Source organism: Yersinia thracica, assembly GCF_902170565.1.
Classification (GTDB): Bacteria; Pseudomonadota; Gammaproteobacteria; order Enterobacterales; family Enterobacteriaceae; genus Yersinia; species Yersinia thracica.
In genome coordinates, this window is the sequence record NZ_CABHXX010000034.1 from 99,758 (window position 1) to 112,281 (window position 12,524).

The window sequence follows — 12,524 nt, forward strand, 5'->3', positions numbered from 1 at the left end:
CCTGCTATATATCGCTTTTGTATTGCCAGCGGACCTGATACTGATAAGTTTCACTCGTCAGTAAGTTATCTATATGGACGCTGGGGCTCCATGAATCATCACCACCAACCCCCATATGGAAACCATCAATATTAAGCCAAGTGCCTGGTTCTGGCTTAAGTAAATGCTGATGGCTGGTCACCATGAGTTGTTGTGTGCTGTAACGGCTGATACCAAAATGGAACTGCCCCGTTAATAGCCAGTTTCCATAATTCAATGTACTCGTTTTGCAACGTAATCCATTTTCGCTTGGGAATATATAGGGAGTATGCATCTGTTCAAGGGGTTGTGACCAGTGACCATATTGTGCCGAGAGCTGGCGATCAGGATAGTTTTCGTGAGGCCCTAATCCCAACCAACTAACATTTTTAGAAATGTCAGACAATTGGCAACACATACCGATTCTTGCCGGTGAGGGGAGCGATGTGGCAATTTGAACCCGGACATCAATGGTCATACAGCCTTGTTGATCAAAGCGGTATAACCAATGGGTATGTAATAATTGTTCTTGGGCAAACTCATAGACATACTCAGCGCTGACTTGTATAGCGTGAGACAACTTATCCGCTTGTAAGGATAAACAACGTTGTTCCAATTGATACATTCCTGCTTTTTTCCAGCGCTCAACCCAAGCATTAGGATCAATTTGTGTTGCTTCACTAATACCAATATCGTTATCCAGTGGTGCGCGGACAAACTGATCACGCAATGGGGTGAGCAATCTATTTTTCCCATCTACCCACCATTGCTCCATCAATCCGGTTTTGCAGCTAAATAGCCAGCGCTGCTGTTGATGAACTACAGTAATATATTCCGCATCTTGGTGCAGTTGGAGGCGACTAGACTCAGTTAAGTTTGCTAAGGAGTTTTGGGGAATAGAGAGTGAATGGGGTAAACGCCATTGATGCCAGGCGCTACGATGATGCTTCGGTGACCAGGCAGTCTCTTTTACTTGCCTGACCTCAACATTCAACCATAAATCACCCAGTTCACTGATGGTCGGTAATTGATCTGCCAAGGTGAGGTATTGTGTGCTTTCAGGCGATAAATTTAGTGGGAGGTCACCCTCCAGAATTGACTTCCCCTCTAACTCGATACGCCAATACAGGTGCTCGTTATCGCTGTTTTTGAACAGATATTCACTGGTAATGCTGACTACCAGCTGTGTTGTGCTAAGCAACCCAAATTGGAAAAATTGCTGCGCGCATTGTGCTTCATATAGACTTGGATGGGGGGTGCGGTCAGGAAAAACTAATCCATTCATACAGAATTGACGGTCATTGGGGCTGTCGCCAAAGTCACCGCCATAAGCCCAATAAGACTGACCATTTTCATCGTTACGGCTGAGGCTTTGGTCTACCCAATCCCAAATAAACCCTCCCTGTAGCCGAGGGTATTGGCGAAATGCTTGCCAATAGCGGGAAAACCCACCAAAACTGTTGCCCATTGCATGGGCATATTCGCACAAAATCAATGGACGAGATTCGTCTGGTAGACCAATCCATTTTTTTATTGCCCATTTAGGTACTGCTGGGAAAGGTTGATCTTCATCCACTCGAGCATACATCGGGCAAACAATATCAGTAGCTTGGGTATTCGCGCCGCCACCTTCATATTGTACCGGGCGAGTGGGGTCATTGGTTTTTACCCAGCGATAAAGTGCATCGTGGCTGGTGCCGTGACCTGATTCATTGCCCAATGACCAGATAATAATGCAAGGATGGTTACGATCACGCTGAACCATCCGGGTAACTCGTTCGCTGAAAGCAGAAAACCACTGTGGATCGTCTGCCAACCGCCCCATAGGTTGCATTCCATGTGTTTCTATATTGGCTTCATCAACAACATATAAACCGTAGCGATCGCACAGGCGATACCACAATGGGTGATTGGGGTAATGTGAACACCTTACGGCATTAAAGTTATGCTGTTTCATTAAAATGATATCTTGCAGCATACTTTCTTCATCTATCGCTTGGCCTGTTTGGGGGTGATGTTCATGGCGATTCACCCCACGAATGAGTACCGCTTTGCCATTAATCTTGAGTAGTCCTTGATGAATGACAACTTGGCGGAAACCGACATCATAAGCTTCTGCTTCGATAAGTTTTTGCTGGTTATCAAGTAGCGAGATGACGGCTCGATAGAGCGTAGGTTGTTCAGCGCTCCATAATAAGGGCCGCTCTACCTGTAGGCTTAGGAGAGTGCGATCAGCATAATTCCCCCTTTCATCAATTGCTTGAGTGCCTAGAGGTTGCTGTAGACTGGTAACTAACGTATCCGCCAACCAAAGTTGCACCCGGATTTGATAGGCTTTGGTCAGTTGCGTGTTATTGATATCAATCAATGGAATATTAACTGCCGCCATCACATCTAAATGGGCGGAGCTGAATTCGGGCGATAAATGCGTCGTGACATGAACATCCCGCAAATGAATATCAGGCTTGTGCAGTAGGCTGACATCACGAAAAATTCCGCTCATGCGCCACATATCCTGATCTTCCAGATAGCTACCATCACTCCAACGCAATACAAGAACGGCGATGCGGTTATCGTTTGCTTGCAAATAAGGCGTGAGATCAAATTCGGCGGGCAGGCGGCTGTCTTGGGAATACCCGACCCACTGGCCGTTGCACCACAGATAGAATGCGGAACTCACGCCATCAAAAATAATGCGGGTTTGCCCTGACGAGAGCCAATCGGGATCTAATGTAAAATTATAAGAATAACAGCCTGTCGGGTTGTCCTGTGGCACTCGCGGTGGGTCAACGGGAATTGGGTATCGCACATTAGTGTAAATCGGGGTGTCGTAACCATGGAGCTGCCAATTTGAAGGGACGGGTATTGACGCAGCTCCAGGCAAATCTTGCTCAGTCCATTTATCGGGTACTGATTCAGGCCGCGTAAAATAACTAAATGTCCACTGCCCATTCAGTAATTGCCGTTGTGGGGAATAATTATCATCTTGAGCGGCACTGATATTTCGCCAACTGTAAAATGGAGGGTGCGCTTCAAGGCGATTGTATTGTGTTATCTGCGGCTTTTCCCAATCTCGGCGAGATAAAATCTGTGATAGGGCTGGTTTAACCCGCTGTTTCACTTCTTGCTGTGCCGTCATAATTTCAGCCTTATCTTTTGCGAAATTGAGCTCGTTTTTGTTAGCGTTACTTTGGTAATTAATGAAATGTTATGCGCTCACAATTTTGGTGCGTTCAAGATGAATTCAGCCGAAAGTAAAGTAAATAGCTATGAGTTAAATAGTCGAGAACGATCGCATTTATTCGTTTTTGTGCCGAGCAGGATTAAAAGAGGCTGTAGTCTGGCGTATTATCAGTTCAGTCTCTAATGACAATGATTGAGAGGGCGGCTCAATAGTATGGTGCAGCCTGACTATCAATCGGGATACACTTTCTTCCCCTAATAATCTGAAGTTTTGTCTGATGGTGGTCAGTGGGGGCTGGAAATAGGCGCTGTCCGCAGTATCGTCATAACCAATAACAGAGACCTCTTTCGGCACGTCGATATTGTGTTCGTGCAGAGCACGTAGTACGCCTAGCGCCATTTGGTCATTAGCGACTAAAATAGCGCTAAATGGGGTATTACCGGCGATCAATTTCTGTGTCGCCTGATAACCACTTTGCGCATTCCATTCTCCGTGATAAACCGCTGGTGGTGAAAGTGAGGCGTTATTCAAGACCTGCAACCACCCTTGGAGGCGTAATTGGGCTGAAATAGCATCTTTGGGGCCGGAGATAAGCACTATTTGTTGGTGGCCTAATGCGATGATGTAGTTTGCACTCTGAATTGCGCCTACTTTGGGATCAAATAAGACGCTGAAAGCGTTAGAGCGGGGGTCAACATCGAGAAAAAGAACCGGCGTATCTGCACATTGTTCGGTAATTTTTTGGCTGTGCTTTGTCTTCAAAGGAACATTGACTAAAATCCCATCAACTCGTTGAGCCAGTAACTCGTTTATAGCTTGTTGGCAGGCATATTCACTATGGTCATCGACCATGGCAATGACCACGTTATACCCCAGTTGGCGGGCTTTTCTTTTTATTGCGGCAGCTATTTGCGAAGGAGCATGCAAAGAAAGGTCGGTGGTCGCTAACCCGAGAGTCTGGCTATGTTTACCTGCTAATTGCTGGGCTACCCGGTTAGGAACATAGTTCAGCTCAGCCATGGCCAATTCAACTTTATGCCGAGTTTTTAGCGAGACATGAGGGGCGTGGTTTAAAACACGGGATACCGTTTGATAAGAAACACCCGCCTGGCGTGCGACATCATCTAAAGTGGCAGACTTGGGCTTCATGTATTTCTCTCAAAAGTAGATGGCTGCTTATGATAGCAAATTCAAGGGATAAACTTTCAGCCCAAGTAACAAACATGATTAAAACAAAGCCTCAAGAGTATAATAAATAGCTTTTTTGGTCTTATTTTAGTCATGTAAACAAGAATCTTCCGCTTGCTTGCTAAAAAGAGTTGCTATTAAAAGCCGGTCATGAGTTAATGCGTCTCGGCCTGTGGTACAGACCTATTTATGCACGACATCTTGAGTAAAGTGGTTCATATTTAAAGCGTTATCGTTGATAGCTCTTCACTGACGAATTTCCTTCATAGTGCCTCCATAAGTAACGACTGATAACCGGCTATAACACGCCCATGGTGGCAAAATTTTTTAATAAAGGAAATACACATGTCTAACATGATGAAAGGTCAAGTAAAGTGGTTCAACGAGTCTAAAGGCTTCGGTTTCATCACTCCAGCTGATGGCAGCAAAGACGTGTTCGTGCACTTCTCTGCAATCCAAGATCAAGGCTTCAAGACCCTGGCTGAAGGCCAGAATGTACAGTTCTCTATCGAGAACGGTGCTAAAGGTCCGTCTGCAGCAAACGTAACTGCAATCTAATTGGCCTTTGGCTGATTATAAAAAAACCCGCTAAGGCGGGTTTTTTACTTTCTAGCATGAAGTAAACTGCCTTACTTACTCTTATTTCTCCCCCTGCCTGCTGATTTCCTCAACATGCTCTCAGTGTGAACACATTCATTTTTATGCTTAAATATATTCATCAAAAGCATACACTTGATTGTGCGTAAACCTTATCATTCTCACCTAATTATGTACTACACTAGCAGCATTGACTTAATCAAAGGTAATATCATGAAAGTAAATGATCGGGTGACAGTAAAAACCGATGGCGGCCCGCGGCGTGAGGGGGTTGTTTTAGAGGTGGAACAATTTAGCGAGGGTGTTATGTATCTGGTTTCACTGGAAGATTACCCCGCAGGTGTCTGGTTCTTTAATGAGATTGATAGCCATGATGGCACCTTTGTTGAGCCACTTCACCAATAGCGTTTGCAACCCTTTTATTTATCTGGCGCACAGCAAGTGACAATAAAAAACCGGAGGAAGGCGAGAGCCTTACCTCCGGTTATGCTATCAGCTTTTGCAATCATAGCTCGGCTGAATTGCCGCTAGCGATAACTCAGAAAGTTTCCCAATTCAGCGAGTCATCGGTAGACTTTTTATTTCCGCCGGTTTTATTCTGCCCCCCTGATGAAGGCGTTGGCGTTTTAAGGGAGGGGGCCGGATTACGCCCATTTAAATGGAAGACTGCAACCGCCTGAGTCAGTATCTCGGCCTGTTGCTCTAAAGACGCCGCAGCCGCTGACGCTTCCTGCACTAAAGAGGCGTTCTGCTGTGTTACGTTGTCCATCTCGGATACAGCTTGTGCAACCTGGCTGATTCCGCGACTTTGTTCATCAGAAGCTGATGCAATTTCACCCATAATATCAGTTACATGCGTGACGGCCGTTACAATCTCTTTCATGGTTTTACCCGCATCAGAGACCAGAATTGAGCCATCACCAATAAGATCAACCGAGACTTCAATCAGCGATTCAATCTCTTTGGCTGCATCAGCACTGCGTTGAGCCAGATTGCGCACCTCACTGGCGACGACTGCAAATCCACGGCCTTGTTCACCTGCACGGGCTGCTTCTACCGCAGCATTCAATGCCAGAATGTTGGTTTGGAAAGCAATACTATTAATTACGTTAGTAATTTCAGCAATTTTCATTGAGCTGAGGGATATTTTATCCATAGTGTCGACAACATCATTCACGATATCGCCACCTTGAGCAGCTTTACCTGATGCATTCGCCGCCAGTTGGCTGGCGTGGTGGGCATTTTCCGCATTTTGTTTAACCGTTGCGGTCAGTTGCTCCATGCTAGCTGCTGTCTGTTCCAGTGAAGCGGCTTGTTGCTCAGTTCGTGCTGAAAGATCTGTATTGCCTAGGGCGATTTCGCTGGAGCCTTGATATATAGATTCGGCACTGCTGCGTACTGCTTCAACCGTGGAAGCTAACGAATCTTGCATTTGTTGAATATTATGACCTAACACACCGATTTCATTGCGGCCAAATGCCACGGGACTTTGTGTTAAATCCCCGTGAGCAATACGTTGAATACGCACTACCAACCAGTTAATCGGCTTGATAATGACTTTGCTGATCACTAAAAAAGCGATTATTGTCAATAAAATAGCCAGAATAAAGGCACCGCCCATCAGTATGTAACCGAGATGCGCTTCTTGCTGAGCCGACTGATTAATTTGGTTGGCGAGTTCTGTGCGGTATTTAACTGCTTTCTGCAGCGGCTCGTTATAAGCGTCATCTAACTGATTAAGTTTTTCTGCCTCTAGCGAGATAACTTCTTCAAAATGCCCCTCTTTAGTCGCTTCTAACATGAGTTTCATACCATCGTCGCGATATTGTTCATAAGCTTTTTTCAGTGGGCTGTCTAGGGCGATGTCAGTTTCGGATTTAGTGGGGCGGTTATAGTAGAGGTCAAACATTTGTTGCGACTGAGCAATACGATTTTCTGCATTCTTCAAGCCCTGTTGATAACCCGCGGCATCACCAATACGTGCCGACGATGCTGCCTGAATTAAAATAAGGCGTGCAGTACGTAAGTGGTTTGAGCTGTTAGAGAGGCCTAGGCGTATATCCAGTTCTTGAGTCGCTTCTTCAAGCGATTGGTTACTTTGTTTCAAGAAGTAGCCAGATGTACCAATTGCCGCTGCAAATAAAAGCAATATTCCCGCCAAAATGGCGATAAACAAAGTAACCAGACGCATATTATTAACAAACAATACTTTCGTCTCTTTATTATGTTCTGGCGTTATTTTTATATCCAATGGCTTATGCGTACTTCCACGTTTCATTGTTAGTTCCGTTTCTATAGTCGCTCGAGGAAAGGTCCTTGCCTGATATACCCATACATTCGAAGTCACCGCGTTGTCAGCTGTCTGGCGGTAACATCAATGATTGGAGTGCAGGCATCGCTACTTAAAATTAATCCACCCCTATATCTAAAATAATCTCAACACTCCTTTAAGAACCTATCGGCAACGGACCTAAAATAGTTAGGGTTATAAATGAGATCACGCTCTCATTTTTGGTGAAAGGTTCATTACATTTATGTAATAACGTCAAGGACTTGATAGGTATCTCCGGTTCAATGCCCCGTTGTACTTACCCGGTAGGGGGAATATTGATGGAGTTCACTGCGTAGGTGTTTTCCCACGAGGTGATATCGCCGTTCTCCAATAAATTATTTTGGGCTGTTTACGGTAATCATCAGCTGTTGTTTGCTGTGTTTTCATGCAACGTATCCGCAGCAACTTCACATTTGCAGTGTAGTTACAAGAATAATGTTTTCTGGGGAAGCCTTATTTATAGCAATAGGATATCTAGCAGTGAAATAGGATTAATTTACGTCTTATATTTTCGCTATTATCCTTATTATTTAATTGTTCTTAATCGGTTTAAGTTTTGTTTAGAAATATAACCTTTACATGATTATCATAGACAACTATACTCTTGAAAAATTTCGGCGGAGAAACTAATGGATACGCAAAGTAGTAGTCAAATAAGCAAGGCAAGCTAACTTATCTCCCGACCGATTTGTTGCTTGCCGAAACATGGCGGGCAGCACCCTCTCTGTATTTCCTGAGCTGTGCATACCCAATAATGATTTTACTCGATGGATAATCATCGAGGATATTAATTCGGGTTTTTATTATGGTATTTAACAGCCACTCACTCTTTCCTCCTGGCGCTAACACCGGTTATTGCTGATTTACCCTTAGGTATATATCAGCACAATTATCTGTGTGCTAAATAGCACATGATTATTCTACCAATGATTAATTCATGGAGAGAATCATGGCATTAACTCCTTTTGTCATAAATTTATTACTGGCGATGTGCTTGGGCGCATTAATTGGTGCCGAAAGACAATGGCGTCAGCGTATGGCCGGTTTACGGACTAATGCATTAGTTGCGACTGGTGCGGCAGTATTTATTCTCAGCTCTTATGCCACCTCCCCGGATAGCCCGGGCCGTATTGCTGCTCAAGTGGTTTCAGGAATTGGTTTCTTGGGCGCTGGCGTTATTATGCGCGAAGGCATGAATATTCGAGGCTTAAATACGGCAGCCACCTTGTGGTGTTCCGCAGGGATTGGTGTGCTTTGTGGCCTGGGATTGTATTGGAATGCCGTTGCAGCAACCGCCGTTATTCTATGTGCCAATATATTGCTGCGCGAGGCAGCACAACGCATTAATATGCAACCTCAACAACAAGCTGTTGATTTAGAAGTGCGTTACCGCATTCACGTGACATGTGGCACGGAAGATGAAGTATTGGTTCGCACTCTGATTTTACAGGCATTGAATGGTATGGCATTACGATTGCAATCATTATGCAGCGCCGATATTGCCAAGCCTGGTCAACTAGAAGTCTGTGCTGAAATAATGGCAACGCCAGCAGCACAAAAAGAAATTGAAAGTATTGTTTGCCGAGTCAGTCTGGAGCGGAGTGTCAGTGCTATTCATTGGCGTATTGCATCAGAATTACCGGCATAAGTTGGGAAATTAATCTAATTTCAAATTAGCAGTCAATAATACTGACCCATGTGGTAGTAAGGAGTTGTTATGGACGATCACCCCGGAATTAACTTAATTAGCCGCTGCTGATTAAATATAAAATTGGCAGCGCAATAATAGTTCAGCACATTTACCTCTCAATAATTGAGCGGATAAATCCTGTGCGTTTAGAATTAAAAGAGAAGCGTTATGACCAAATTTAAAAAGACAGGTACAAGCCGTAGCAATAATAATAAAAAGCCTTTTACTATTGCATTAGAGGCTAAAAATAGCTTGGATCAAACATTATCTAAGTTAAATGCTAACTTGAATGGGCTAACAGAGGAAGATGCCAAAGAGCGGCTGGAATTATACGGCCTAAATGAAGTTGCGCATGAGAAAGCACCGCCGGCTCTGATTCAATTACTGGCTGCATTTAATAACCCATTTATTTTTGTTTTAATAATTTTGGCGGCAATCAGCTTTGTGACCGATTATTGGTTACCGCTACAACGTGGCGAGGAAACAGATCTTGTCGGTGCCAGCATTATTGTGACCATGGTTTTAATCAGTGGATTACTGCGTTTTTGGCAGGAATACCGCACCAATAAAGCCGCAGAAACGTTGAAATCAATGGTGCGTACCACGGCCACGGTACTGCGTCGTAATAGTCATAGCGCCCAGCCGACAAAACAGGAAATAGCCATTAAACAGTTGGTACCGGGCGATATTATTTTATTATCTGCCGGGGATATGATTCCGGCTGATTTGCGCCTGATTAAATCCAGAGATTTGTTTATCAGTCAGGCAATCCTGACCGGTGAAGCGATACCCATTGAGAAATATGATGCAATGGGGTCCATTGCTCCAAAATCGGTGGAAGCAGATGCCAGTAGCGAAAGTGAATTACTTGAGTTATCTAATATTTGTCTGATGGGGACCAACGTTGCCAGTGGAACGGCCATGGCCGTGGTTGTCGCCACCGGGGGGTATACTTATTTCGGGTCACTTGCGAAATCCATTGTGGGCAACCGTGCTCAAACTGCTTTTGACCGAGGGGTCAATAGTGTTAGTTGGCTATTAATTCGCTTTATGTTGGTGATGGTGCCGATCGTATTGCTGATCAATGGGTTTACAAAAGGGGATTGGAGTGAAGCGGCGCTGTTTGCGTTGGCGGTGGCGGTCGGATTGACACCTGAAATGTTGCCGATGATTGTCAGCTCCAATCTGGCTAAAGGTGCAATAGCGATGTCGCGGCGAAAAGTTGTCGTCAAGCGGCTGAATGCAATACAAAATTTTGGTGCGATGGATGTGCTGTGTACCGATAAAACGGGGACATTGACGCAAGACCGAATCATTCTTGAACACCATTTAAATGTTCTTGGCAGCAATGACAGTAAAATATTACAACTGGCATGGCTTAACAGCTTCCATCAAAGCGGCATGCGCAATCTGATGGATCAGGCGGTTATCAAATTTAGCCGTGGCAAGCCCGAAGTTGATGCTTTGCGCAGCTTCAATAAAGTTGATGAATTACCCTTTGATTTCATTCGCCGTCGTTTGTCGATTGTGGTGAAAGATGATCAGCAGCATCAAAAACTGATCTGCAAAGGTGCAGTAGAAGAAATGCTGAGTATCTGTACTTCAGTGCGCGAAGGCGATGAAATCTATCCGCTTGATGAAGCCCGCCGCGCCTCATTATTGGCATTAGCCACACAATATAATGAAGACGGTTTTCGTGTTTTACTGCTGGCAACCCGCGAATTAGGCACCAAAATCAGCGAGTTACCTTTAAGTATTGCCGACGAGCGCGAGTTGGTTGTTCAAGGATTACTGACCTTCCTTGACCCGCCAAAAGAGAGTGCCGAGGCCGCGATTGCCGCATTGCGGGAAAATGGCGTTGCGGTAAAAGTATTAACCGGCGATAACCCGATTATTACCGCTAAAATCTGTCGCGATGTTGGGTTGGAACCCGGAGAGCCGCTGAGTGGTCTTGATATTGAGCATATGGATGATGAAACACTGGCGCGTGAAGTGGAATTGCGCACGGTGTTCACCAAACTGACTCCGCTGCAAAAATCACGTGTGCTGAAAATGCTGCAAAGCAATGGTCATACCGTCGGTTTCCTCGGGGATGGTATTAATGATGCACCGGCATTGCGCGATGCTGATGTGGGAATCTCTGTTGATACCGGCACCGATATCGCCAAAGAGTCAGCAGATATCATTTTGCTCGAAAAGAATTTAATGGTATTGGAAGAAGGGGTTATTAAAGGGCGCGAAACTTTTGGGAATATTATTAAGTATTTGAACATGACCGCCAGCTCTAACTTCGGTAATGTTTTCTCTGTACTGGTTGCCAGTGCCTTTATTCCATTCTTGCCGATGCTGGCTATTCATTTACTGCTGCAAAACCTGATGTATGACATCTCCCAGCTCTCTCTGCCGTGGGATAAAATGGACAAAGAGTTTTTGCGCAAACCACGTAAGTGGGATGCTAAAAATATTGGCCGCTTTATGCTGTGGATTGGGCCGACTTCGTCGATCTTTGATATCACAACTTTTGCGCTGATGTGGTTTGTTTTCGCGGCCAACAGTGTCGAGCATCAGGCTTTGTTCCAGTCAGGTTGGTTTATTGAAGGTTTGTTGTCGCAAACATTAGTTGTTCATATGTTGCGCACGCAGAAAATTCCGTTTATTCAAAGCACCGCGGCATTGCCAGTGCTATTAACCACTGGGGTCATCATGGCGGTAGGTATTTATATTCCATTCTCACCATTAGGAAATTTAGTCGGGCTACAACCACTGCCATGGCAATATTTCCCATGGTTGGCAGGGACACTGATCAGTTACTGTGTTGTTGCGCAACTGATGAAGCAGTTTTATATCCGCCGCTTCGGTAAATGGTTCTAACAGTATTTATGGATATTTAATATAACGAAATCCGGGGCCGATAAGCCCCGGAACTATAATGACTATTCATTACTCACGTGAATCCCTTATTCGTCTTTATCAAAGAGGGACTATCAGTACATCTACCATGCTGGTATTAATCAGGCGAGCAGCTGAGCAGGAAAATTTATTCATTAGTCTTGTGCTGTGGTTGCCGCATATCACCAGGTCAATATGTTGTTGCTGACAAAAATAAGTGACGCTGTCAGCGAACTCACCATGAACCACGGTTCGGTTCTCAATGGGATAATCAGCATTGATAGCCAATTCATCCATAAATAACTGAGCTTCCTCTTGTAAAACGGATCGCAAATCACCCAGCATGGGGGCCGCGTAGCTACTGTACATTTCTGGCTCTGTTGTCAGTGTAATCAATGAAACCCGGCCGTCATAAGGCCGCACGATAGAAACGGCTTTATCTACCAATTGTTGACTATCGGGTGAAAGGGCCACTGCGACCAGCACATTACTGTATCCCATTATTAAGCTCCCATAAGCGCGACTGTAGGGTAAAGATTAGGGGATCATATCTTTAAGAAAAGAGATTTAAATCACATTTGGGGTGGCTAGTAAAAAAGTCACTTTTAACATGCAGTTAAATAAAG

At 44.7% G+C, this 12,524-nt stretch carries 8 protein-coding genes; 4 read left to right on the forward strand and 4 right to left on the reverse strand.

Features of this window, described 5'->3' with window-relative positions:
* Positions 1 to 4: 4 nt before the first annotated feature.
* Complete coding sequence (locus FTA91_RS05550) at positions 5 to 3,157, reverse strand: beta-galactosidase (RefSeq protein ID WP_145583024.1); 3,153 nt, start codon at positions 3,155 to 3,157, stop codon at positions 5 to 7.
* A gap of 159 nt (positions 3,158 to 3,316) precedes the next feature.
* Complete coding sequence (locus tag FTA91_RS05555; RefSeq protein ID WP_050114421.1) at positions 3,317 to 4,351, reverse strand: LacI family DNA-binding transcriptional regulator; 1,035 nt, start codon at positions 4,349 to 4,351, stop codon at positions 3,317 to 3,319.
* Between the two features lie 384 nt (positions 4,352 to 4,735).
* Between FTA91_RS05555 and cspE the strand changes: the two genes are divergently transcribed.
* Entirely contained in the window at positions 4,736 to 4,948 is a 213-nt protein-coding gene (gene cspE / locus FTA91_RS05560; protein ID WP_002210893.1) for a transcription antiterminator/RNA stability regulator CspE, read from the forward strand.
* 252 nt (positions 4,949 to 5,200) lie between these two features.
* Entirely contained in the window at positions 5,201 to 5,392 is a 192-nt protein-coding gene (gene dsrB, locus FTA91_RS05565) for a protein DsrB (RefSeq protein WP_004708108.1), read from the forward strand.
* Between the two features lie 133 nt (positions 5,393 to 5,525).
* Here dsrB and FTA91_RS05570 read toward each other — a convergent pair whose 3' ends face one another.
* Positions 5,526 to 7,265 (reverse strand): methyl-accepting chemotaxis protein, encoded by a 1,740-nt coding sequence (locus tag FTA91_RS05570; RefSeq protein WP_145583026.1) that lies wholly within the window; start codon positions 7,263 to 7,265, stop codon positions 5,526 to 5,528.
* Between the two features lie 1,003 nt (positions 7,266 to 8,268).
* Here FTA91_RS05570 and FTA91_RS05575 point away from each other — a divergent pair.
* Together FTA91_RS05575 and mgtA are read left to right on the forward strand one after the other, a co-directional pair.
* Entirely contained in the window at positions 8,269 to 8,967 is a 699-nt protein-coding gene (locus tag FTA91_RS05575) for an MgtC family protein (protein WP_004392115.1), read from the forward strand.
* Between the two features lie 210 nt (positions 8,968 to 9,177).
* On the forward strand, positions 9,178 to 11,880 hold the full coding sequence (mgtA, locus tag FTA91_RS05580; protein ID WP_050114419.1) for a magnesium-translocating P-type ATPase: 2,703 nt from the start codon (positions 9,178 to 9,180) through the stop codon (positions 11,878 to 11,880).
* A 99-nt stretch (positions 11,881 to 11,979) separates the two neighbouring features.
* On the opposite strand, the gene uspC is transcribed toward mgtA, so the two are convergent.
* On the reverse strand, positions 11,980 to 12,399 hold the full coding sequence (uspC, locus tag FTA91_RS05585) for a universal stress protein UspC (protein WP_145533824.1): 420 nt from the start codon (positions 12,397 to 12,399) through the stop codon (positions 11,980 to 11,982).
* Between the last annotated feature and the right edge of the window lie 125 nt (positions 12,400 to 12,524).

Bases quoted from the DNA above. Each gene is read 5' to 3' on its own strand.
- FTA91_RS05550 (WP_145583024.1), bottom strand. From the start codon at position 3,157: ATGACGGCACAGCAAGAAGTGAAACAGCGGGTTAAACCAGCCCTATCA.
- FTA91_RS05555 (WP_050114421.1), bottom strand. From the start codon at position 4,351: ATGAAGCCCAAGTCTGCCACTTTAGATGATGTCGCACGCCAGGCGGGT.
- cspE (WP_002210893.1), top strand. From the start codon at position 4,736: ATGTCTAACATGATGAAAGGTCAAGTAAAGTGGTTCAACGAGTCTAAA.
- dsrB (WP_004708108.1), top strand. From the start codon at position 5,201: ATGAAAGTAAATGATCGGGTGACAGTAAAAACCGATGGCGGCCCGCGG.
- FTA91_RS05570 (WP_145583026.1), bottom strand. From the start codon at position 7,265: ATGAAACGTGGAAGTACGCATAAGCCATTGGATATAAAAATAACGCCA.
- FTA91_RS05575 (WP_004392115.1), top strand. From the start codon at position 8,269: ATGGCATTAACTCCTTTTGTCATAAATTTATTACTGGCGATGTGCTTG.
- mgtA (WP_050114419.1), top strand. From the start codon at position 9,178: ATGACCAAATTTAAAAAGACAGGTACAAGCCGTAGCAATAATAATAAA.
- uspC (WP_145533824.1), bottom strand. From the start codon at position 12,399: ATGGGATACAGTAATGTGCTGGTCGCAGTGGCCCTTTCACCCGATAGT.